Source organism: Phocaeicola sp. ICN-14070, assembly GCF_037892625.1.
In the GTDB taxonomy this organism is placed as follows: domain Bacteria; phylum Bacteroidota; class Bacteroidia; order Bacteroidales; family Bacteroidaceae; genus Phocaeicola; species Phocaeicola plebeius.
In genome coordinates, this window is record NZ_JBBKBF010000064.1 from 1 (window position 1) to 21,883 (window position 21,883).

General features: G+C 48.8%; 20 protein-coding genes and 1 pseudogene. 14 read left to right on the top strand and 7 right to left on the bottom strand.

The window, feature by feature from the left end; genetic code table 11:
- Positions 1-130 precede the first annotated feature (130 nt).
- Genes WKT20_RS14685 through WKT20_RS14695 form a run of 3 tightly spaced genes read left to right on the top strand, consistent with a single transcriptional unit; the run spans position 131 to position 2,041 of the window.
- Positions 131-511: an AAA family ATPase gene (locus WKT20_RS14685; protein WP_007561756.1), complete on the top strand. Its 381-nt coding sequence runs from the start codon at positions 131-133 to the stop codon at positions 509-511.
- A 39-nt stretch (positions 512-550) separates the two neighbouring features.
- Entirely contained in the window at positions 551-1,132 is a 582-nt protein-coding gene (locus tag WKT20_RS14690; protein WP_340417595.1) for a DUF6621 family protein, read from the top strand.
- A gap of 12 nt (positions 1,133-1,144) precedes the next feature.
- Positions 1,145-2,041, top strand: coding sequence for a LysR family transcriptional regulator (locus tag WKT20_RS14695; RefSeq protein WP_007561758.1), 897 nt, complete (start codon positions 1,145-1,147; stop codon positions 2,039-2,041).
- A 22-nt stretch (positions 2,042-2,063) separates the two neighbouring features.
- On the opposite strand, the gene WKT20_RS14700 is transcribed toward WKT20_RS14695, so the two are convergent.
- Genes WKT20_RS14700 through WKT20_RS14710 form a run of 3 tightly spaced genes read right to left on the bottom strand, consistent with a single transcriptional unit; the run spans position 2,064 to position 7,093 of the window.
- Complete coding sequence (locus tag WKT20_RS14700; protein WP_117700581.1) at positions 2,064-3,332, bottom strand: MFS transporter; 1,269 nt, start codon at positions 3,330-3,332, stop codon at positions 2,064-2,066.
- 12 nt (positions 3,333-3,344) lie between these two features.
- Positions 3,345-4,655, bottom strand: coding sequence for a SpoIID/LytB domain-containing protein (locus WKT20_RS14705; RefSeq protein ID WP_117700582.1), 1,311 nt, complete (start codon positions 4,653-4,655; stop codon positions 3,345-3,347).
- Positions 4,656-4,660: 5 nt separating this feature from the next.
- Positions 4,661-7,093 carry a DUF4922 domain-containing protein gene (locus WKT20_RS14710; protein WP_118163151.1) on the bottom strand — a complete coding sequence of 811 codons (2,433 nt, stop codon included), beginning with the start codon at positions 7,091-7,093 and terminating at the stop codon, positions 4,661-4,663.
- 86 nt (positions 7,094-7,179) lie between these two features.
- Here WKT20_RS14710 and rlmN point away from each other — a divergent pair, with 86 nt between their 5' ends.
- The 9 genes from rlmN to WKT20_RS14755 all read left to right on the top strand — a co-directional run bounded on the left by rlmN (position 7,180) and on the right by WKT20_RS14755 (position 15,939).
- Positions 7,180-8,238, top strand: coding sequence for a 23S rRNA (adenine(2503)-C(2))-methyltransferase RlmN (rlmN, locus tag WKT20_RS14715; RefSeq protein ID WP_118243843.1), 1,059 nt, complete (start codon positions 7,180-7,182; stop codon positions 8,236-8,238).
- Between the two features lie 13 nt (positions 8,239-8,251).
- Positions 8,252-9,316, top strand: coding sequence for a DUF4837 family protein (locus tag WKT20_RS14720; RefSeq protein ID WP_117700584.1), 1,065 nt, complete (start codon positions 8,252-8,254; stop codon positions 9,314-9,316).
- 2 nt (positions 9,317-9,318) lie between these two features.
- Positions 9,319-10,413, top strand: coding sequence for a 4-hydroxythreonine-4-phosphate dehydrogenase PdxA (gene pdxA / locus WKT20_RS14725; RefSeq protein WP_340417596.1), 1,095 nt, complete (start codon positions 9,319-9,321; stop codon positions 10,411-10,413).
- 1 nt (position 10,414) lies between these two features.
- Complete coding sequence (locus tag WKT20_RS14730) at positions 10,415-11,122, top strand: nucleotidyltransferase family protein (RefSeq protein ID WP_007561769.1); 708 nt, start codon at positions 10,415-10,417, stop codon at positions 11,120-11,122.
- Positions 11,123-11,184: 62 nt separating this feature from the next.
- Positions 11,185-12,051, top strand: coding sequence for a hypothetical protein (locus tag WKT20_RS14735; protein ID WP_118441727.1), 867 nt, complete (start codon positions 11,185-11,187; stop codon positions 12,049-12,051).
- Positions 12,051-12,998 carry a CDP-alcohol phosphatidyltransferase family protein gene (locus tag WKT20_RS14740; protein ID WP_117700587.1) on the top strand — a complete coding sequence of 316 codons (948 nt, stop codon included), beginning with the start codon at positions 12,051-12,053 and terminating at the stop codon, positions 12,996-12,998. Before WKT20_RS14735 ends, WKT20_RS14740 begins: the two co-directional genes overlap by 1 nt.
- Positions 12,998-14,005 (top strand): lysylphosphatidylglycerol synthase transmembrane domain-containing protein, encoded by a 1,008-nt coding sequence (locus tag WKT20_RS14745; protein ID WP_117700588.1) that lies wholly within the window; start codon positions 12,998-13,000, stop codon positions 14,003-14,005. Before WKT20_RS14740 ends, WKT20_RS14745 begins: the two co-directional genes overlap by 1 nt.
- Positions 13,998-14,720 (top strand): HAD family hydrolase, encoded by a 723-nt coding sequence (locus WKT20_RS14750; protein WP_340417597.1) that lies wholly within the window; start codon positions 13,998-14,000, stop codon positions 14,718-14,720. Before WKT20_RS14745 ends, WKT20_RS14750 begins: the two co-directional genes overlap by 8 nt.
- Positions 14,721-14,733: 13 nt before the next feature.
- Positions 14,734-15,939, top strand: coding sequence for a sugar MFS transporter (locus WKT20_RS14755; protein WP_040312993.1), 1,206 nt, complete (start codon positions 14,734-14,736; stop codon positions 15,937-15,939).
- Positions 15,940-16,154: 215 nt separating this feature from the next.
- Here WKT20_RS14755 and WKT20_RS14760 read toward each other — a convergent pair whose 3' ends face one another.
- The 4 genes and pseudogenes from WKT20_RS14760 to WKT20_RS14775 form a co-directional block, all read right to left on the bottom strand.
- Positions 16,155-16,370 (bottom strand): hypothetical protein, encoded by a 216-nt coding sequence (locus WKT20_RS14760; protein WP_147331446.1) that lies wholly within the window; start codon positions 16,368-16,370, stop codon positions 16,155-16,157.
- Positions 16,371-16,717: 347 nt separating this feature from the next.
- Positions 16,718-18,337 (bottom strand): RluA family pseudouridine synthase, encoded by a 1,620-nt coding sequence (locus WKT20_RS14765; RefSeq protein WP_340417598.1) that lies wholly within the window; start codon positions 18,335-18,337, stop codon positions 16,718-16,720.
- Between the two features lie 192 nt (positions 18,338-18,529).
- A pseudogene (locus WKT20_RS14770) lies at positions 18,530-19,069 on the bottom strand (transposase); the annotation flags it as partial.
- Positions 19,018-19,167, bottom strand: a complete 150-nt coding sequence (locus WKT20_RS14775; RefSeq protein ID WP_304331016.1) for a hypothetical protein — start codon at positions 19,165-19,167, stop codon at positions 19,018-19,020. The gene WKT20_RS14775 and the pseudogene WKT20_RS14770, both read right to left, overlap by 52 nt.
- Positions 19,168-19,820: 653 nt before the next feature.
- On the opposite strand from WKT20_RS14775, the gene WKT20_RS14780 reads away from it, so the two are divergent.
- Both WKT20_RS14780 and WKT20_RS14785 read left to right on the top strand, forming a co-directional pair.
- Complete coding sequence (locus tag WKT20_RS14780; RefSeq protein ID WP_182283960.1) at positions 19,821-20,228, top strand: PEGA domain-containing protein; 408 nt, start codon at positions 19,821-19,823, stop codon at positions 20,226-20,228.
- 10 nt (positions 20,229-20,238) lie between these two features.
- Positions 20,239-21,720 (top strand): S1C family serine protease, encoded by a 1,482-nt coding sequence (locus tag WKT20_RS14785; RefSeq protein ID WP_340417600.1) that lies wholly within the window; start codon positions 20,239-20,241, stop codon positions 21,718-21,720.
- Positions 21,721-21,883: the final 163 nt, after the last annotated feature.

Genomic DNA, 21,883 nt, shown 5'->3' on the forward strand with positions numbered 1-21,883 from the left:
GTTTACGGATGAATGTACTTGTGTTTTTTCCGGGGGAGAAAAAAGCCCTCCTGAAAGGGAGCGGATTGTGGTTGAAATTTTCTATCTTTGCTTCAGATATCATCTATAATGTCAATTTATTATTTTATTTATGAAATACCCAACCGGAATACAGAGCTTTGATCGCATCATCGAAGACGGTTATGTATATGTAGACAAGATGGATATGGTTTATTCGATTGCCAAGGACGGTTCTATTTATTTTCTGAGCCGTCCGCGAGGTTTCGGGAAGAGTTTGTTGGTTTCTACGCTGAAGAACTATTTTTTTAGGGCGCAAGGAGCTTTCAGAGGCCTGAAGGTTGACAGCCTGGAGAAGGAATGCACGGTGTATCTGGTATTTCACATGGATTTCAATGGGGGCGAATATATCTGTCCCGGCTCATTGAGGGATGCCATTGCAAGTTATATGTCTGGCTTTTTAGCATGCTATTCATGGGTAAATAATGTAGGTCTATTAGCTGGAGGACGGTAAACTGGAGAAACAAGTATAAATAGAAACACATTAACTAATATGGAAAAGAAAATACCCTTTGCTTCTGATGTAATTTTAATTGATGCAGTTTTCCTTGACCGCGTGGGGAAGGATATGGCGGCACATTTTGCACCGCTGGTGGGGCGTGAACTGCCTAAGGCTGATCTGGCCGTGTTGCTGGAGTGTCTGGCTTTGGATGCCGGAATTGAGCCGGGAAAGAATGAGATACAGGTAATTTTTGTGTATGATGCGGAGCATAGCCGGATGAATTTCTGCCTTCCTTCCGATTTGGAAAAGGAAGTTCACGGCATGGCATTCCAGAGTCGTCTGGGTGAGTTTGCGCTTTATGCTTTCCAGCCTTCGGATATGGCTCGCCGGGAGGACTTGTTTACGGAATCATTGCAACTGCTGACCGTATCGAAAGATGCACGCCGAATCATGCTGGTGCCCGATGAAGGGGAATATGGAGAAGCTGTGGAGCGGCTGGCGGCAAAGATAAAGGGAAAAGATGGTGTGACGGTGTTCGGCATGAATCCTCCGGCACACGATTATGAATATTCTTTTGAAATGTTGGGATTTGCCATTCTTCAGTCGTTGGGCATCCGGGCAGAGGAACTTTAATTTTGTGGAGGTATGTCTGATTTCCGTTTGAAAGCGTTCTATAGTGTGGCACGAAACCTTAGTTTTACCAAGGCTTCGCAGGAGCTGTTTGTGAGCCAGCCGGCAGTGACCAAGCATGTGCGGGAGCTGGAGAGCCTCTACGGAGTGCGTCTGTTCGACCGGAAGGGGAATTCCATTTCGCTCACGGAGGCCGGAAAGTTGCTGATGGAGCACTGCGAACGGATTTTGGACGATTACCGCAAGCTGGAGTACGACATGCACCAGTTGAACAATGAGTATGCGGGAGAGTTACGGTTAGGGGCAAGTACGACAATCTCACAGTATGTGCTTCCGCCTGTGCTGGCTGCTTTCACGGAGCGTTATCCCAAGATGAGTGTGTCATTGATGGACACCAATTCGCGCAATGTGGAGAAGGCTTTGCAGGAGCATACCATTGACGTGGGTATGGTGGAGGGAGTGTTCCGTCTGCCCAGCCTGCGCTACGACCCGTTCTTGTGCGATGAGCTGGTGCCGGTGGTTTGTCCGCGCGGTCGCTGGGCCGGAAAGGAGGAACTGACACTGGAGGAGTTTGTCAGTGTGCCGCTGGTGCTTCGTGAGCGGGGTTCCGGCACGCTGGATGCCATTGAGATGGTATTGGCAGAGCAGGGACTGAAGCTTTCTTCGCTGAACGTGCGGATGCACTTAGGCAGTACGGAAGGTATCAAGTCGTTCTTGCGGTGCAGCAACTGTATGGGCATCGTGTCAATCTGTGCCTTAGAGAGGGAACTGAAGGAAGGAGACTTTCAGGTGATTGACATTGAGGGCCTGCAATTCAAGCGGCATTTCTGTTTTGTATCGGCTCAGGGGCAGGAGTCGGATACGGTATTGAATTTTATGCGTTTTGTCCGGCACTTCCTTTCCGGAAAGTAAAGGCCGGACAAAACGTCTCTTTTTATTTCTTCCCGAATTCAGGGTCGATTTTCAGCAGGGCGGTAACGCCGAAGGTGGCCAGTGTGCACACCATAATCCAGATGAAGAACAGCTGGTAGCCTAGGGTTTCTTGCATCCAGCCGGCTATCATGCCCGGCAGCATCATGCCCAAGGCCATGAAGGCGGTACAGATGGCATAGTGCGAGGTCTTGTGTGTGCCGTTGGCAAAATAAATAAGGTAGAGCATGTAGGCCGTGAAACCGAATCCGTAGCCGAACTGTTCCACAAAGATGCAGCTGTTCACGATGATTAAGTTGTCGGGCTGGGCGTAACTCAGGTACACGTAGACAATGTCGGGCAGAGAGATGGCCCATACCATCGGCCAGAGCCAGCGGCGCAGTCCGTGGTGTGCTACGGCAATGCCTCCCAGGATACCTCCCAAAGTGAGACCGACAATGCCGAGCGTTCCTTGGGCAAAGCCTATCTGTGCCGTGGTCATTCCGAGTCCTCCTTGTTCCACCGGGTCGAGCAGGAAGGGAATGCCCATCTTGGCTAACTGTGCCTCGGGCAGGCGGTAGAGCAGCATGAACAGAATGGCGGTAAGCGCCTGTTCTTTCTGGAAGAAGGAACGGAAGGTGAGCAGGAAGTCGGTCAGTATGCTCCGGGCTTCTCCTTGCCGGGCAACCGACGGGCAGTCCTGGTCAGGACGGGGCAGTACGAAGGAATGGTAGAGCCACAGAGCCAGCAGGCAGCCCGCTAACGTGAAGAAGGTGATGCTCCAGGCATACGATGTGCGTCCGGTCATTTCTTCCAGCCAGCCGGCCAGCATAATGAGCAGTCCTTGTCCGGCGATGGTGGCAAAACGGTAGAACGTGCTGCGGATGCCCACGAAGAAGGCTTGCTGATGCGGGGTAAGGCCTAACATGTAGAAGCCGTCGGCGGCAATATCGTGGGTGGCGGAACTGAAGGCTACGAGCCAGAACACCGCCAATGTGGTCTGGAAGAAATGGCTGGTGGGGATGGTGAAGGCAATGCCGGCCAGTCCGGCACCCAGCAGCAACTGGGTAGTGACAATCCACCACCGCTTGGTGCGGAGCAGGTCGACAAACGGGCTCCACAGGGGCTTGATGACCCAGGGCAGGTTCAGCCAGCTGGTGTAGAGGGCCACCTCCGTGTTCGAGATGCCCATTCGTTTGTACATCACCAGCGATAAAATCATCACAGCTACGTAGGGAAGTCCTTCGGCAAAGTAGAGCGAAGGTACCCAGTACCAGGGAGAGCGTGTGCGCATAGTCGTTCATTTTTAGTATAACTTACGGATTTCAGCTCCCCGGTAGTAATGCAGCAGAATCTGGTCGTAGGAATATCCTTTTTCGCCCATCACGGCAGCACCGATCTGACAGAGTCCCACGCCGTGTCCCCATCCGGCACCGGTCAGTTCGAACCATTCGGGTACTCCGTTCACTTCCGGTCCCTTGTCGACTACGAATGCCGAGCTGAACAGGTGGGTAGGTGAGAGGGTGCGGCGTATTTCCAGTTCCTTTCCGATGGTCATTGTTTTCAGGGTTCCTACAATCTTCAGCCGGCTGATACGTCCCGATTTTCCTCGTTCCATGGGGATAAGGTCGAGTATCTCCCCGTAATCACTCTTAGTATGCGTGGCAATCAGTTCGGCCAGTTCGGCTTGTGTGTATCTCACCTTCCAGCGGTAGAAATCGTGTGTCTCCTGGTCGTAGTTGTTGAGTATCTGTGAAAGGATTTTCGGATCAGTGGTGTGGCAGAAAGATTCCGGACGCTGGCGTATCCATCGTTCGGCTTCTTCCTCTTGGGTGAGGTCGGGCAGGGGGGCATCCGTGTCCAAGTCGCGCACGGCACTGAGGTAAGGATAATGCTTGTCTTCCCAGCAGTAGTTGAACTCTTCGGTCACTCCGCCGCAGCACTTCGAGAAACGGGCGTCGCAGATGGCATGCTTGTGCATGAGCACCTGGCCGCGTGTTTCCTTCACGGCTTCCACCACACTCTGGTTGGAGGCACGGGTAATGCCCTGATAGCGCTGGCAATGGTCGTCGGCGCATACGTCGAAGATGGTATGGTCTTCGCGGTCGTACCAGCGGATGTATTCTGTTTCAGTCTTGAGGAAGGGAAAGAAGTTGCTGCCCTGTTTGCTAAGGGCCTTCCGCTTTTCAATCTGTGCTAAAAGCCAGCTTCGTGAGATGACGGCATGGGCTTTCAGAAACTCCAGGGAAGAGGTGGCGTTCATCTCGGACGAGATGACGCTGGTCAGGTAGTCTTCTGCCGGCACCTGGTTGATGGCGGTAATCTTTCCTTCTTCTACCACCAGGCGCAGGGTGCCGAGAAAGGTTTGTGTTTCCTGACGTTCCCAGTGGAAATTGATACCGATGGTTACGTCTTCGAGTGAGAAGGAGGCATCGTCCTCCAACGGGGTGAAGGTCAGTTCCCGGTACATGTTACCGTTCCAGGAAATTCCTCCTTCGTCGAAGGATACACGTTGCTTGCCCGATACGGTTTCTCCTTTGGCCAGAAATTTGGCATTGAGTGTAAAGGCTATTTCAAGGGCATTGACGATGCCCACGTTTATTTCAGGTTCTTTCATGATGCTTAATGTGTTACTTCGTGGTAGATTTGGCGGAGCGTGTCAGCGTCCAGTTTTTGAAAATCTTCTTCGCGGGCCGTCACAAGGATGCCGGCCATATCGAGGGCGCCGGGACTGACTATCAACTGTGCGTCGCCTTCGGCAGTGTAGCACTGCGGACGATGGGCTGTGCGCGGGATGTAGACGGTGACAAATCCGTAGCGCGGGTCATTCCAGGCAAAGAGGTTGTAGCGTGGCTCGGTTTCTCCTTCGTGCAGGGGCAGGCTGTGCAGGTAGCTGTCAATTAGCCGTACACCAGTGGCCAGTCCTCCCTGAGTGATGAAGGCCCGTATCGGACAGAAGTATCCTTCGATGTCGTAGGCGATGCAGGACTTGCCGTCGGAGAGGGGTTCGAAACCTTTTTCTACCGCTGTGCTCATCAGTCTTTCCCATTGGCGGATGAGAGGTACATCTTCCTGGCGTACGGCCTGGAAATGGAAGTGGTCGGGGGCAGAAGCGCCACATTGGGCTCCGTTGTAGAATACGGTGTAGCCGCTGGCAAAGTTCTTCTCCAACCAGTCGACCAGGCGTTCGGGCAACCGGCGCGTAGTCTTGTCGGCCAATGTTTGCCACTGGTGACTTTCCGTGGAGATGGTGAGGTGCCCCGGCAGAATGGGGTAAGGATTCAGTCGCAGGCTGAAAGGTTCGTCCAGCTGGATGCGGACAGACTCTTGCTCTTCCGGCTTGTGGCTCAGACAGAGGAAGCAGGGGCGGGCAGCGATGGAAGCCTTGTCTACTTTGGCACAGGTGGAAACGGCGCGTGCCGGATTGAACTGCACGGTGATGTCGTTCGCACCGAGTGAAAGTGTACGGGTCTGTACATGCGCCAGTGCTTTGTGGTTTTTGCGGGCCAGTGGCCATGTGTCGAGCTGGTGACGGATGAAGGTTTCGGCAGAAGCCGCAAGGGCTGCATCTTCCCATGAGAGAGGGTGACGGAGCAGGGCCTGGCGTTTCCGTATTTCCAGGGTACGCAAGCTGTCCTTGTAGCTGTTGTTCTGGTTCTGCTTCTCAATACTCAGGGCTGCGTCGGAATTGCCTTCCCAGCGACGGCATAAATAAAGTACGTCGTAGATACGTCCGATGCGGTATTCCCGGGAGAAAGCCAGTCCTAACGCATAATCTTCGCCGTAGCTGGTGTTCGGTACACGGATTTTCCGCAGCAGCGGCGTGAAGAAGGCACGCGGGGCTCCCAGTCCGTTGATGCGGAGAGCGTTGTTGTGTCCGTTGGTATCGGTCCATTCCTTGTGGTCGATAACGCCCGGCGGCAGTGTCTCCAGTTGGAAGTTGGTCATGCGGTAAGAGCCGATAACCATGGCGCAGCGCTCCCGGCGGAACTTGTCGACAATGGTCTGGAGGGTAGACGGACTGCTGTACAGGTCGTCGCTGTCGAGCTGCACGACAAAGCGTCCGCAGAGAGGGTGATGCACACCCAGGTTCCAGCATCCGCCGATGCCCAAATCGTCACGTTCGGGAATGAGATGAATCACTTTTTCGTTTCCGGCGTATTGGTCAATGCACTCCGTGGTGCCGTCGGTAGAATGGTTGTCGATGACAATCAGGTTGAACGGGAAGTCTGTTTCCAGTTTCAGTACCGATTCAATGGCGTCGGCAATGGTGCGGATGCGGTTGCGCACGGGGATGATGACCGAAGCCTCGTATGCAAATTCACCTTCCGACAAATCGATTTCGCGCTCCACAGGGGGCAGGAAGGCATGAATATTTTTCAGGTAATAAGTAAATGCTGTTTCCCGTTCCAGTTGTACGCTCCGGTTGCGCGGGTCTACGTAGTCAAACTGTTTTTCGCCCGACAGGCGGGTGTCTTCTTCGATTTCGGTGTAAAGGAACTCACGTATGTGCGTCAGTTCGTATTTCTGTGAAAGTGCCAGTCGCACGGCATACAAGGCAGAATACTGGTATTCGGGCTGGTGGGTGATGGTGTCGAACGCTTCCTGCAAGGCCGCCGTCTTGAAGAGCAGCACCGAGCCGAAGTCAAAATCATCGCGCACGCTTCCCGGCTGGTAGTCAATGACCGGATGAGGTTTTCGTACTCCCTCTGTCACCTGATAATGGTCGGCATAGACCATACCCGATTCCGGTGCGGCTAAATAGTCGCACATGCGTTCCAGTGCCATGTAGCCCATATCTAATGTATGGGGCTTGGTATAAACAAGGAGGTAGGGAGTGCGGGTGAGGGCAAGCATCTGCCGGATGCCTTCGGTATGCTGGAAGGAGAAAGAGGGAAGAAGGTGGCATTTCTCTGTGGGAATGTCTTTGTCCTCCGGATGGTCAGTTAGTAGGAATATCTGGTCTGTTCGGGAACTCTCTGTCAGACCTTTTATGGTTTTATTCAGCTGGTTATCACTTCCATATAAAAGGAAGCAAGTTACTTGGTTATTCATATTTAATACATTTATACGTACAAAGATAGGCAATATATCTTATTTTTTCCCTAACTTTGTACGCTAAATGTGTAGAATATAAGAGTATTATGACGACAAAAACTCCTTTATTGGGGAAATCGCTGAACGAACTGAAAACCATTGTGCAGGATTTGGGAATGCCTAAATTTACTGCCGGGCAGATTGCATCGTGGCTGTACGACAAGAAAGTAGGCTCCATTGAAGAGATGACAAACCTTTCGCTCAAAAACCGTGAGCGGCTGATGGAGAACTACGAGGTGGGATCCAGTGCACCGGTGCATGAGATGCGTTCGGTAGACGGAACGGTGAAATACTTGTTCTGTACGCCCGAAGGTGATTATATAGAATCCGTATATATTCCCGATGACGACCGTGCTACTTTGTGCGTTTCGTCACAGGTGGGATGCAAGATGAACTGTAAATTCTGTATGACCGGAAAGCAGGGATACACGACCAGCCTGACAGCTGCCCAGATTCTGAATCAGATTTATTCGGTGCCGGAACGGGATACGCTGACCAACGTGGTGTTTATGGGCATGGGCGAACCGTTCGACAACCTGGACGAAGTGCTGCGTGCCTTGGAAATCCTGACTGCCGATTATGGCTACAAATGGAGCCCGAAGCGTATCACGGTTTCTACCGTAGGATTGCAGAAAGGACTGGAACGTTTCCTGGAAGAAAGTGACTGCCACCTGGCCATCAGTCTGCATTCTCCTTTCCCTTCCCAGCGCAGGGAACTGATGCCGGCAGAAAAGGCTTTCTCCATTACCGAGATGGTGGAGATACTTCGCCGATATGATTTCAGCAAGCAGCGCCGTCTGTCTTTTGAATACATCGTGTTCAAGGGAGTGAACGACAGCCTGATTTATGCCAAGGAACTGGTGAAACTGCTCCGTGGACTGGACTGTCGTATGAATCTGATTCGCTTCCATGCCATCCCGAACGTGGACTTGGAAGGAACGGATATGGAGTCAATGATAGCTTTCCGTGATTACCTGACACAGCATGGCTTGTTTGCTACCATTCGCGCTTCACGCGGAGAAGATATCTTTGCGGCTTGCGGCATGCTTTCTACCGCCCAGCAGCAGGCAGAGAAAAAAGAGAAAGAAAGTGAAACCTTTTAATACAAGAAACATCATGAAACGAATGACATTTTATCTTGGAATGGCCCTGGTGGTGCTGTCGCTTGCTTCCTGCCGCAACGGAGGGAAGAGTATCATTACTCCGGTGTCAAGCGGACGCCCGTATGAAGTGATGGTGGTGGCCGATGACAAATGCTGGATGAGTCCGGACAGTGCACTGTTTCATGTGCTGGATACGGATGTGCCGGGATTGCCTCAGGCTGAACGCTCTTTCCGTATTTCGCGTGTGCGGCCTGACTTTTTTGACCGTTCGGTACGTTTGTTCCGTAACATCATTATTGTAGATATTCAGGACATCTATACGCAGCCCAAATTCAAGTATACGCGTGATGCTTATTCGTCTCCGCAGATGATTATGACCATTCAGGCACCTAACCAGAAGGAGTTTGCAGACTATGTTTCGAAAAACGGTCAGGTGATTATCGACTTCTTTACCCGTGCCGAAATGAACCGTCAGGTGAAGTTGCTGGAGAAAAAACACAATGAAACACTTTCGACCAAGGTACAGAGCATGTTTGATTGCGACATTTGGATGCCGGTGGAAATGGAATCGTACAAGCAGGGTGAGAATTTCCTGTGGGCTTCGAGCAACCTGAATGACTTGAACTTCGTGATGTATGCTTATCCGTTCCGTGACCACGATACGTTTACCAAAGAGTATTTCATTCATAAACGTGACTCCGTGATGAAAGTCAACCTGCCGGGTGCGCGTGAAGGCATGTACATGGAAACAGCCGATTCCATGTTTGTTGAGACGAGCAACATTGCCGTGAAGGGAGACTATGCATTCGAGGCCCGCGGATTGTGGGAAATGAAGAACGATGCCATGGGAGGCCCGTTCGTATCGCATGTGCGGGTAGACCGTGACAATGCACAGGTTATCGTGGTGGAAGGTTTTGTCTATAATCCGGGCAAGCTGAAACGTGACCAGATTCGCAAGCTGAACGCGGCGTTGTACACACTGAAGCTTCCTTCAGAAAAAGAAGTGTCGGAAATTCCGGTAGACAATTCCATCTCGGAAGAACAAATCAAACAAGAAGCTGAACAGAATAAGCAATAAATATGGAAAATCGTAAAATTAGAGTGGGAATCACCCATGGAGATATAAACGGGGTAGGCTATGAAGTGATATTGAAGACTTTCTCTGACCCCACCATGCTGGAACTTTGTACGCCGGTGGTGTACGGCTCTCCCAAGGTTGCTGCGTATCACCGCAAGGCCATGGAAATACAGACCAGTTTCAGCATTGTAAATTCTGCCGAAGAGGTGCAGGACGGAAGAGTGAACGTGGTGAACTGCATAGAAGAGGAGTTGAAGGTGGAACTGACCAAGCCGACTCCCGAAGCTGGTAAAGCGGCACTGGCTGCCCTGGAAAGAGCTTTGGCCGATTACCAGGAAGGCCTGTTCGATGTGCTGGTGACGGCTCCTATCAACAAGCATACCATCCAGTCGGATGCGTTCCATTTCCCGGGACATACGGAATACATTGAAGAACGTGTAGGTGGAGGACAGAAGGCCTTGATGATTCTGCTGAAAGGTGATTTCCGTGTGGCACTGGTGACAGGCCATGTACCCGTGCGCGACATTGCCGGTGAACTGACCAAAGAACTGATTATGGAAAAGATGGAGATTTTCCATCGTTCACTGAAGAAAGATTTCGGCATCGACAATCCGCGTATTGCCGTGTTCTCACTGAATCCTCATGCGGGAGACAACGGACTGCTGGGAACGGAAGAGCAGGAAGTGATTATTCCGGCCATGAAAGAGATGATAGCTCGCGGTGTGCAGTGCTTCGGACCGTATCCTGCCGATGGCTTCATGGGCTCAGGCAATTATACGCATTTCGACGGTATTCTGGCCATGTATCATGACCAGGGACTGGCTCCGTTCAAGGCACTGGCCATGGATGAAGGAGTGAACTTTACTGCCGGCTTGCCTATCGTACGTACTTCGCCTGCTCACGGTACGGCATACGATATTGCCGGAAAAGGCATTGCTTCGGAAGATTCTTTCCGTCAGGCAGTGTACGTGGCCATGGATGTGTTCCGCAACCGTGCCTGGGAAAGAGAAATCAGTGCCCGTCCGTTGCGCAAGCAGTATTATGAGAAACGAGATGACAGTGATAAACTGAAATTAGACAGTATAGAAGAGGAATAACATGAAGTTTGCAATCATATCAGCCGGGGAAGGTTCCCGGCTGGCACAAGAAGGAGTTCAGTTGCCCAAACCGCTGGTGCAACTGAACGGTATGGCCATGATTGACCGTCTGATTCACATCTTTGCGAAGAACGGAGCAGAAGAAGTGGTGGTCATTATCAATAATGAGGTGGCTTTGACAAAGGAACACCTGAGCAAGCTGGAAAAAACATCGGAAGTGCCTTTGCGGGTTATTGTCAAGACGACGCCCAGTTCCATGCACAGTTTTTACGAACTGAGCCGTTACCTGAAGGACGACCGTTTCTGCCTGACTACGGTCGACACGATTTTCCGGGAAGAGGAGTTTTCACGTTTTATTGACGCTTTCAAGGCTTTTGAAGGGGATGGCATGATGGCCGTCACGGATTACATCGACGACGAAAAACCGTTGTATATCGGTACGGACGAAGACCGCAATATTACCGGTTTCTATGATACTTTGCAGCCTGATACGCGTTACATCTCAGGGGGAATCTATTGCCTGTCGCCCAACTCAATCGTGACATTGGAGAAATGTATGGCGCAGGGCATGTCGCGCATGCGTAATTTTCAGCGTCAGCTGGTAGCCGACGGACTTCGGCTCAAGGCTTATCCTTTCTCAAAAATTTTGGATGTGGACCATGCGGGGGACATTGTAAAAGCAGAGGCTTTTTTGAACGGACAAGATTAAAAACAGAATAAACCAATATTGATTTTTTGCGTAAAATCTAGAAATAAGAATAACAAGATAGAATGTGTAAAAGAGGAGAGAAGATTCGGGTGGTTGGTGTGAGCCGTGGTAATGAATATTCCCCGAATCACGTAGACAATGATGCGGCAATCCTTCGGCTTGCGGCAGAAGCATTGGAGAGAATGGGGTGTGAGGTGACAATTTATCCGGAAAAGGAATTTGTTGCTCAGAAGATAGAGGGTGAGTTTATTTTCGACATGGCCCGCGACCGCGCCACCATTGAGCGGTTGAAAGAACTGGAAGACGAGGGTGCACTGGTGGTGAACTCTGCGTATGGCATTGACAACTGTGTCCGTCAGCAGATGACGGAGTTGCTGGTGGCAAATGAAGTACCGCATCCCCGGAGCTTTATTATTTCTACTGATGAAAAGTTTACTCCTTCCGTGTTCCCTTGCTGGATTAAGCGAGGCAATTCGCATGCCATGGTGAAAGAAGACGTAGTGTACGTGGAATGCCGGGAAGAAGCGGAAGTGGTGATGGCCGATTTCCGGAAACGGAACATTCCGGTGGCAGTAGTCAACGAGCACCTGGTGGGAGATTTGGTGAAGTTCTACGGGGTACAGGGAACAGATTTCTTTTATACCTTCTATCCAACGGAACAATCACACAGCAAGTTCGGACTGGAAGTCATCAACGGAGCCACGAGAGGTTTCCCGTTCGATGTCAAGCAGCTTCAGGCATACGCCAACAAGGCGGCCGAGGTACTGAATGTGCCTGTATACGGAGGCGACTGTGTGGTATCGGCTACCGGTGAAATCCGCATCATTGACTTTAACGACTGGCCCAGCTTTGCCCGTTGCCGTGAAGAAGCCGGACCGGAAATCGCCAAGTGTATCTATAATCGTATTATCCACAAATTAGAAAAATAATGAGTACGGGAAAAAAAGGAGTAGAGGCTTCTTTCAAGTCCATGGATACAGAAGAGTTTCTGGACATCCATTTTAATCGCCCGATAGGTTATGTGTGGGCGTTGTTTTTCCAGCGTTTCGGGATACATCCCAATGTAGTGACCATCTTGTCCATCATTTTAGGAGTAGCGGCAGGAGTGATGTTTTACTATCCCGACATGACGCACACGCTGATTGGTATTTTCCTCTTGATGTGGGCCAACCATTATGATAGTTGCGACGGACAGCTGGCACGTATGACCGGCAAGAAAACCCGCTGGGGACGTATGCTCGACGGATTTGCCGGCGATCTTTGGTTTATTACCATCTATGTCGCTATCTGTCTGCGCCTAATGAACCAGCCGCTTCCTTTCCATCTGGGGGAGGCTTCCGGACAGACCTGGAGCATTTATATCTGGCTGATAGCCTGGTTCTCTGGTACGGTGTGTCATAGCAAGCAATGTACGCTGGCCGATTATTACCGCAACATCCACTTGTTCTTCCTGAAGGGAAAGGCAGGTAGTGAGCTGGATAATTTCAAGCAGCAACGTGAGATTTTCCATAGTCTGCCGTGGAAAGGCAACTTCTGGTGGAAGGCTTTCCTGTATTTCTATGGTAACTATACCCGCAAGCAGGAACAGATGACTCCTAACTTCCAGCGTTTCTACGCCTTTGTGCAGGAACGTTACGGTGACAACATTCCTCAGGAATTGCGCGATGAGTTCCGTGCCCTGAGCTTGCCGTTGATGAAGTACACCAACATCCTGACATTCAATACCCGCGCGATAGCCCTTTACATCAGTCTGCTGATAGGAGAACCGTGGTTGTATTTCATTTTCGAGATGGTGGTGATGACCAGCCTGTTTGTGTACATGCGTCGTCGTCATGAAGCCCTGTGCGCATACCTTTACCATAAATACGCCAAGTGATGAAGGAAAAGTTTCGGAATATATTCTGGTTTTTCGGCATCTTTGCCATTGTAGTTATGCTCTGCACGTTCGACATGGACTATCAGGAGCTGTGGCAGAACTTGCGCAAGGCAGGGGTGTGGTTTCCGGCCGTGATTCTTCTGTGGGTGTTCATCTATTACCTGAATGCCTGGTCATGGTATGTCATTATCCGCGACGGGAAACATGCCAAGGTGCCCTTCTGGAAAATCTATAAGTTGACCGTATCCGGTTTTGCCCTGAACTATGCCACTCCGGTGGGATTGATGGGCGGTGAGCCGTACCGCATCATGGAGCTTACTCCTTACGTAGGTGCCAGCAAGGCCACCTCATCGGTTATTCTCTATGTGATGATGCATATCTTTTCCCATTTCTGGTTCTGGCTGGTATCGGCGGTGCTCTTCGTGATTTTTGAGCCGATGAACTGGGGACTGGGCATCATGCTGGCGGTAGTGGCGTTTGTCTGCCTGCTGGCCATTTATTTCTTTATGAAAGGATACCGTAACGGGATGGCGGTGCGCACGTTCAAGCTGTTGTGTCATGTGCCTTATGTGAAGCGCTGGGCCAGTCGTTTCCTGACAGAGAAAAAAGAATCACTGGAGCGGGTAGACGCACAGATTGCCGAACTGCACAAGCAACGGAAAAGTACGTTCTATGTGGCGCTGGGATTGGAGTTCATGGCACGTATCGTAGGTTGTGCCGAAGTGTTCTTTATCCTGAACATTCTGACCGACCATGTGAGTTTCCTGGCCTGTATCCTGATTATGGCCTTCACTTCCTTGTTTGCCAACCTGTTCTTCTTCTCGCCCATGCAGCTTGGAGCACGCGAGGGAGGATTTGCGCTGGCGGTAGGCGGACTGGCCATTCCGAGTGCGTTTGGCATCTATACGGGACTGATTACCCGTGTGCGTGAATTGATATGGATTGTAATTGGCGTGTTGCTGATGAAGGTCGGCAACGGCACCCCAAATAAGACTAAAGATGAGTAAACTGACAGATGTAAAAGGCGTAATCTTTGATTACGGAGGAACAATCGATACAAACAGCCGTCATTGGGCGGAAGTATTGTGGAGCAAGTATGAAGAGTTTCAGGTGCCGGTGGACAAGGCAAGTTTCCGCGAGGCATACGTGCATGGAGAACGTACGCTGGCCCGTGTGCCACTGGTCAAGCCGGAGCATAACTTCCACGATGTGTTGTGCATCAAGACCGACATTCAGGTGAAGTACCTGGTGGAACAAGGCAAGCTGGACGGAGAAGAAGCCTGCCGGGAAAACTATGCTGAAAAAGTGGCCGACAGCTGCTACCGTTATGTGCTGGACGTATTGGAACGTACCCGTCCCGTAGTGAAGGCACTTTCTGAACGCTACAAGCTGGTGCTGGTATCCAATTTCTATGGGAACATCCAGACCATCCTGAAAGACTTCGGTTTGTTCGACTTCTTTGCCGACATCATCGAATCGTCGGTAGTGGGGGTGCGCAAGCCTGACCCTGCCATCTATCGCCTTGGCGTGGAAGCCATGGGGCTGCCAGCCGAGAATGTGCTGGTAGTAGGAGATTCCTTCTCCAAGGACGTGGTACCCGCAAAAACCGTGGGTTGCAAGGTGGCCTGGCTGAAAGGTGAAGGCTGGGGCAACGAAGAAATAGATGAAACACTTCCGGATGTAATCATCACCGATTTGCCGGAACTCTTGTCGTATGTATAAAGGAGGGGCACGGATGAAGAAAAAAGGAATTGCCCTGGTGGAACGCCAATACCTGTTCCCCTTTGTACTGATTACGTCCCTCTTTTTCCTGTGGGGATTTGCTCATGCCATTCTGGACGTGCTGAACAAGCATTTCCAGGAGTTGCTTACCATTACCCGTACCCATTCGGCCATGATTCAGGCTACGATGTACATGGGATATTTCATCATGGCCATTCCGGCCGGATTGTTTATCAACCGTCACGGATACCGTAAGGGAGTAGTGCTTGGTTTGTTGCTCTACGGAATAGGCTCGTTATTGTTCATTCCCGGACAATATATAGCTTCGTTCAATATGTTCCTGTTCTCGTTATTCGTTATCGGGTGCGGACTAACCTTCCTGGAAACGGCCGCCAATCCGTATGTCACAGAATTGGGAGCACGGGAAACGGCTGCCAGCCGACTGAATTTCGCCCAGTCATTCAACGGGCTGGGATGTATCTTTGCACCGATTCTGACCGGTCTCTTGCTGTTCTCTGACGAAGACAAAGGAGCAAGCGGTAATGTGGCCCTCCCGTATGCCGTAATGGGAGTGATTGTCCTGCTGGCTGCGCTGGCTTTTATGCGCGTACGTCTGCCGGAAATTCCTCATGAAGAAGAGGTGGATAGCGAAGGTCATCGCGTAGGTTTGTGGGCGCATAAGCTTTTTGTGTTCGGACTGGTAGCACTGTTTGCCTACGAGGTATCCGAGATTTCCATCAACAGTTTCTTTATCAACTACGTGACAGAGGTTGGCTGGATGAATGCCCGCGATGCCTCGCTGGTGCTTTCGTTCGGTGGATTGGGACTGTTCATGGTAGGACGTTTCGTGGGAAGCTGGATTATGCGCCGTGTCCGTGCCGAGAAGATGCTCTTCTGGTGTGCTACGGGAACGGTTATCACTACGCTGCTGGTGATTTTGGATTTAGGCTCCGTGTCGTTCGTAGCCCTGCTTTGCGGCTATGCCTTCGAAGCCATTATGTTCCCCACCATTTTTGCCCTCTCCCTGAAAGGTTTGGGCAGCCATACGAAACGCGCCTCTTCCTTCCTGATGATGTCGCCGGTGGGCGGTGCCGTAGGTCCGGTGCTCATGGGACTGGTAGGAGACTACGCCGATATGCACTGGGCGTTCGTTGTACCTTTCGTCGGCTATGTAGTGGTGTGGTTCTATGCCCGCCACATGATGCAGCAGAAAAACTAATGCCACTTTCCTTTACGGAAAGCATATATAAAAGAAGCGCGGAACTCTTCAGTGTCTCCCGACACCATGAGAGTTCCGCGCTTTTGTGGTTATTTCAATTATAGTAAATTATTTGTTAGGAGCCTGAGGACATGCCGGACATGCATTGGGACATCCCGGAGCAGGCATTTTTCCCGGGCGAGGCATGTTGAATACCTTTTCCAGCTGGCGGGCATTCAGGATTTCTGAGCTAATTTGGCATCGTCCAGCATCAGTTGTTTTCCCATACACTGAGCCTGTGCTTCCATACGTTGTTCCGGAGTGAGTTTTACCTTGCAGGGCTTTTCAGCTTTTTCCGGACAAACCTGACGTGCAGCATTTTGTGCCATTACACTTCCAAAACCTAAACATACGGTAAGAATCAATGTAGATAATAAACGAGTTGTTTTCATTGTGGTCAAAATTTAAAAGTGAATAATCATTTTCAGTGCACTTACGGCTTTAAGACAATGAATCCTTCTCGTGGTTTATTATGAAAATACTTTTTTAACATTTTGAGGTTGTAAACCTCTAGAGTGTGAAATTTTATGGCGCAAATTTAGAGAAAATGTAAACTTACTTAGTAAAAAGAGAATTTAGTGAACTCTTGGTTTAAGTATGAAAGAAACGCTTAGGCGTTTGGTCTTAAACGCACTTACGTTTTACCTCAAATGCACTTGCGTTTGAGCTCAAACGTACTTGTGTTTTGGATGAAACGTCAAAGCGTTTTTTGAGTAAAAGAGCAGGATTTACTAAGTGGTTAAAAATCAGATTCTTTTACAATGCGTAGTTTTTCTCCAGTTACCGGATGTACGAACTCCAGCGCGGCGGCATGCAGATACAGACGGTCGGACGGCTGGCCGTAGAGGTCGTCGCCTACAATCGGATGGTTCAGTCCCTCCGGATGGGCAGCATGTACACGGAGCTGATGGGTACGTCCTGTATGCGGATAGAATGTAACTCGTGTGCTTCCGCCTTTGCGTTCCAGTACCCGGTAGGAAGTGACCGCCCGTTTGCCATACTCCCGGCTTACCATCTGGCGCGGACGATCCATCGGGTTCGGACAGATGGGCAGGTCGATGATACCCTCGTCAGTTTCCAGTTCTCCTTCCAACAGGGCTGTGTAACGCTTTTGGATAAGACGCGTTTCGAAGAGTGCCTGAAGCTCCTTGTGCACCTCCTTCGTTTTGGCCGCGAGCAGCAGGCCGGAGGTAGCCATGTCCAGCCGGTGCACGATAAGCGGACCGGTGGCCCTGGGGTAAAGATTGTGCAAGCGCTGTAGAATAGAGTCGAGGTCGTTCTTGCCCGGTACGGAGAGCATGCCTGCCGGTTTGTATACCACCACCAGCCATTCGTCCTCGTAGAGAATCTCCAGTGCTGTCTGGCGGTGCACATCCTCTTCCAGCGGGTTCGGTTCCACGTCCAGTCCCATGAGCATGTGTTTCAGAATCGGTTCACATTTCCCTTTGCACGACGGATAGAAATGTCCTTCGCGGCGAATCTCGTCCTTGGGCGACATGCCCCACCAGAATTCGCCCATGGCCAATGGCTGGATCTGATGCAGGTAAGCATACTGAAGCAATTTAGGAAGCGCGCATTCTCCTGCACCGGCCGGCGGTGTCTTTTGCGGAGTGGAGCGGAAAATCTCGCATAAATCTTTCACTTCCCCTCGTGCGTTGAGCATGCGGAACTGGGCGAACAGACGCATCTGGAGAGCCGCCGAACGGGTTTTCCGTTCGTGGCGCAAGGCCTGAATCTCTTGCTCGAATGCCTGAAAAGCCTCTCCGGCCGCTTGTATCTTCTCTTTCAATCTCCGTTCCAACCGTTTGAACTCCGCTTTCTGAAACTGGCTTTCGCGCGACATTGTTTCTGCTTCTTCGGGTGAAACGCCTTCCTTCCGACGTTGTTCACGGAGGGTTTTCGCCTCTTTCAGCTTCTGTTTTTCAGAAGCCAGCGTGGCTTGTGCTTCTTCTTCCGACTTCTTCCATTCTTCCCGTGCCGAGCAGTATACCTCGCTGGCTTCCATGGCGGCAATCCGGTGGTTGATGCCGGAAATCTCCGCTTCCTCGATACGGAAAAAGCCGTCGGGTTGCAGGAGGTCGTACACTGGTGGTACGAAAAACGCATGGTGGTTGCTTCCGGCCAGGTTGCCCGAAAAAGCAGCCAGATAGCCCAGTTTTCCTTCGGAATCCTTTATTACCAGTACCCCGAACATCTTTCCCTGACGAAGTTCCTCCTGCCAGTCGTCTCGTGTGAGCAGGTACTGACGTACCTCATCAGCCGCCAGTCGGGTGAGCGGGTGAGGGGTGTAGTGGAAAGGAAAAGTGAAGGCTTTCGGTAAGGTGATGCCATCAGTCGGGGTGTGGAAGGTATGTATCATGGCGAAATATTGAGTTCGTTTTTATTGCAGGGGCAAAGGTACGAATAAAATGGCTTCTATAGAAATGAAGGTATATATATCCTAATATGATGTATCTTATGACTGTTTTTGTACAATGGTTAGAAGAAAAATGTATTTTTGTAAATGCTGTAGTGTACATGAACTCAATAGTTCGTTAAAAATTCGCCAAGCCTAAGCGGCTCTGGCAGTAAATAAAATGAGTTCTTTGAAAAGTTTGTCAATAACTTGCGGGTCTGGGCTAATCCCAAACACGCAAATAAATCGTTCAAGCATATAAGCATTGTGTATGAAAGACTTGCAGGAGGATATGGAATAGGTTATTCCGGGCCTCTTACATGCCGCTTTGGCCAAGTTGACAGCAGCAAGCGATGCATTGAAGTGAAAATCCAATTTCCTGAAGTCGGCAGACTGGCAGCTGGTGATTCCTGCATGCTGCTTGCCATCTCTAAAGCAAAATTCCAACTGGAACCTGGTTCTGTAATAATCCAGCACCTCGCGTCCATCCATGGAATCGTCTGTAGAGAAATAAAGTTGCCACTTGTCTGTTCTTCCGTCCATCGGATACCAGATGGCTAAGGAAACATACCTTTTGAAAGCTTTAGCATAAACCCTCAATCCGTATAGCTTTCCTTTGTTCACCTCGTATTCCTTGCACCGGGTCAAATCCAGATTGGCAAAGTCAATCCTGCCGTCAAACCACTTGGGATGACCATGAATAATTTCATGGTGTCCATGAATGCTTTTTCAAAAGGTTTGTGTATATTCGCTACTGATTTGAGAGCCGACAGGCACTCGGATTGGTATTGCATAAGGAGTGTTTCTTTAGCCATAATCAGAAGAGTTCAGAGACTTCTAATTTACTAAGAAATAACGAATTATGCAATACTTTTCCCCTTTATTATCAGCAGGTTAGCTCTCTTTTTTCAGCACATTTCTTCATGCTTAACCATTCGTTTTTGACAACATTTCAATGACCTCTTTAGTGTTTCCGAACCAGCTTTTGCCGGTTCTATTGTTTAACTTTTAATCTTTCGGTAAAAATTTGCCGAAGTATTGTAATTATTTCCGCCAAAAGTTTTATTTTTGCAATGTCTATCTTGCTAAAAGCCTAATGAATACAGCAAAGTAGACGCATATACATAAAAGGCGTAACTGTACGCTTTGGATTTGACTGTGTAGAATTCTCGCAAAGTTCAACGGTAAGTCAAGAACAAAGCAACGGGAACGCCTCATGAGGTGTACTATATACTCTCATTACTCCATGCCATACACAGCAGGGAGAAAGGGAAGGTTATATACATGCACTGACGTGGGGCTTTCAGCGTTGCTCGTTTCGACTTACCGGGCAATGCGAGAAGCCTTACACAGTGAAGCGAGTGACAGATTAGCTCCACGTTCTTTTATGCGTACGCAGAAAAGGTATAAATTTAAAATGTCACTGGAGCTATGACACATGACTGTTATGAAAAATCACATCTATTGCAAAAGAATTAAGGCCTACATTGCTGTTTTTTCTTTGAGCATTTTATGCTCCAGTTGTGGAACTCTTTTTTGCACAAAAGGAGAAGTTCCTGCATTGACTATCACTTCGTCCGTTCCTAATGCCGAAGTATATTTAAATGGAAGATATGTTGGGCAAACACCATATAGCCATTTTGGCGAAACAGTTAATGTCAAAAAAATCACAGTCAAAAAAGATGGATATAAATCTCAATCCCAAAAGCCAAGAAAATTGAAAGGATGGGCTTATGTTAACTTTGTGCCATGGCCTATGTGGAACTGGATTTGGGGATATTTTCTTGATAGAAGCAAATCTAAATGTTGGAAATACAAAAGTGATGTATTCCATTTTGAACTTGAAGAAAAATAAAAAGTTACTTATGAGATTTCTTGTATTTTCTTTAGTCACAGTACTATTCACCATTTCTATTTATAGTCAAACGACCAATTTTAATAGTGCTTGGTCTACAGGCTCTTCCGTACAATGTGGACGATTAAAATCTATAGAGATTAGGAATGACGGAGTTATAGCCACAATTGAGGTAAAAGCTCTTAAAGCTTTAAAGCGATTGGAAATTTTTAGTACATCCAATACATACATTCTATCAGGCAACACAAGATTGCTCCAATTATCTGGTCTTATTACAGACAGAGGAATTGTCAATTGTGGTTACGGTACTAATTGGGGGTGGAATAATGTCCCATTAGGTGCCATTCAAAGCTATCAACTTTTTTTCAAAGGGACTCTGCCATCTGGTACATCAACTATCTCTATAGTTGATTATGGAGACTATAATGGAGCACATGGCTATTGTTTCAACAATTATCAAATCAACAATCCGAGAAGGAACTATCTACCCTATCAAAGCGAATTTACAGTCAAACAACATATTGACCAAAATAACGATGGAGTTTGCGGTATATATGAACCCATAGATGACACTGGAGCCAAATTGGCTTGCGTAAAAAAAGGGAATGAATATTGTTTAATCTACCTATCTTCACCAGCCAATTATCCCGGAAAAAGCCTTTGGCAAATAGGAGACATAAAAGCAACTTTACGAATGACAGCTTCAGGTTTGATGAAAGCAGACTGGTATAGGTCTGATAAGTCCGCGATAACATCTTATGTTGCATTTGACGGCGTTTCTATGACAGCGGTAGATAATACAGGAGAAACAAAATATCTGAAAACTTATCCTGTAAGTTCTCCTACAATTGGATCTAATGGAAGTCAAGAGGTCAGTGAGTGGTCAGGAACAGGATTTGCATTAAACAACGGATATATTGTGACTAATTTTCATGTTGTAGAAGACGCTTCTGAAATTACTATTCAAGGAGTTAATGGTAGTAGTTTCGAATACAAAGCATCAGTCATTGAAGTTGATAAAAAGAACGACTTAGCTCTAATAAAAATCACAGATTCACGTTTTAAAGGCTTTGGAAATATTCCTTATGCAGTAAAAGAAACTACATGTGATGTGGGAGCGGATATTTTTGTATTAGGCTATCCACTAACAAGCTATATGGGAGAGAAAATAAAGTTAACAAATGGGATTATTAGTTCTAAAAGCGGCTTTAAGGACGATATAACTACTTACCAAATTTCAGCACCAGTACAACCAGGGAATAGTGGTGGTCCCATGTTTGATAAAAATGGGAATGTTGTTGGTATAGTTAATGCCGGTATTCCTGATGCGGATAATGTTGGATATGCAATAAAAACAACTTACCTGTTTAATCTGATAAAAAGCTCTGTGTCAGCATCCGTAATTCCTAACAACAATATAGTTGCAGGAAAATCTCTACCAGAAAAAGTGAAGATTCTACAGAAATACGTATTCTACATTAAATGCAAATAACTCTGTGAACCCAAGAAAAGGTTCCCTTAATGGTAAAATTCACAGTTAAAGAAGTAAGCATTCTATTTTCCGCCTTGACACGCATGCTCCCTAAACCTACTTTTGCGCCGTAACCCTTAAACAACAATGATTATGGCAAAAGAAAAAGTAAACTACCAGGAGG

Bases quoted from the DNA above. Each gene is read 5' to 3' on its own strand.
- WKT20_RS14685 (WP_007561756.1), top strand. From the start codon at position 131: ATGAAATACCCAACCGGAATACAGAGCTTTGATCGCATCATCGAAGAC.
- WKT20_RS14690 (WP_340417595.1), top strand. From the start codon at position 551: ATGGAAAAGAAAATACCCTTTGCTTCTGATGTAATTTTAATTGATGCA.
- WKT20_RS14695 (WP_007561758.1), top strand. From the start codon at position 1,145: ATGTCTGATTTCCGTTTGAAAGCGTTCTATAGTGTGGCACGAAACCTT.
- WKT20_RS14700 (WP_117700581.1), bottom strand. From the start codon at position 3,332: ATGCGCACACGCTCTCCCTGGTACTGGGTACCTTCGCTCTACTTTGCC.
- WKT20_RS14705 (WP_117700582.1), bottom strand. From the start codon at position 4,655: ATGAAAGAACCTGAAATAAACGTGGGCATCGTCAATGCCCTTGAAATA.
- WKT20_RS14710 (WP_118163151.1), bottom strand. From the start codon at position 7,093: ATGAATAACCAAGTAACTTGCTTCCTTTTATATGGAAGTGATAACCAG.
- WKT20_RS14720 (WP_117700584.1), top strand. From the start codon at position 8,252: ATGAAACGAATGACATTTTATCTTGGAATGGCCCTGGTGGTGCTGTCG.
- pdxA (WP_340417596.1), top strand. From the start codon at position 9,319: ATGGAAAATCGTAAAATTAGAGTGGGAATCACCCATGGAGATATAAAC.
- WKT20_RS14730 (WP_007561769.1), top strand. From the start codon at position 10,415: ATGAAGTTTGCAATCATATCAGCCGGGGAAGGTTCCCGGCTGGCACAA.
- WKT20_RS14735 (WP_118441727.1), top strand. From the start codon at position 11,185: ATGTGTAAAAGAGGAGAGAAGATTCGGGTGGTTGGTGTGAGCCGTGGT.
- WKT20_RS14740 (WP_117700587.1), top strand. From the start codon at position 12,051: ATGAGTACGGGAAAAAAAGGAGTAGAGGCTTCTTTCAAGTCCATGGAT.
- WKT20_RS14745 (WP_117700588.1), top strand. From the start codon at position 12,998: ATGAAGGAAAAGTTTCGGAATATATTCTGGTTTTTCGGCATCTTTGCC.
- WKT20_RS14750 (WP_340417597.1), top strand. From the start codon at position 13,998: ATGAGTAAACTGACAGATGTAAAAGGCGTAATCTTTGATTACGGAGGA.
- WKT20_RS14755 (WP_040312993.1), top strand. From the start codon at position 14,734: ATGAAGAAAAAAGGAATTGCCCTGGTGGAACGCCAATACCTGTTCCCC.
- WKT20_RS14760 (WP_147331446.1), bottom strand. From the start codon at position 16,370: ATGAAAACAACTCGTTTATTATCTACATTGATTCTTACCGTATGTTTA.
- WKT20_RS14765 (WP_340417598.1), bottom strand. From the start codon at position 18,337: ATGATACATACCTTCCACACCCCGACTGATGGCATCACCTTACCGAAA.
- WKT20_RS14775 (WP_304331016.1), bottom strand. From the start codon at position 19,167: ATGCAATACCAATCCGAGTGCCTGTCGGCTCTCAAATCAGTAGCGAAT.
- WKT20_RS14780 (WP_182283960.1), top strand. From the start codon at position 19,821: ATGAAAAATCACATCTATTGCAAAAGAATTAAGGCCTACATTGCTGTT.
- WKT20_RS14785 (WP_340417600.1), top strand. From the start codon at position 20,239: ATGAGATTTCTTGTATTTTCTTTAGTCACAGTACTATTCACCATTTCT.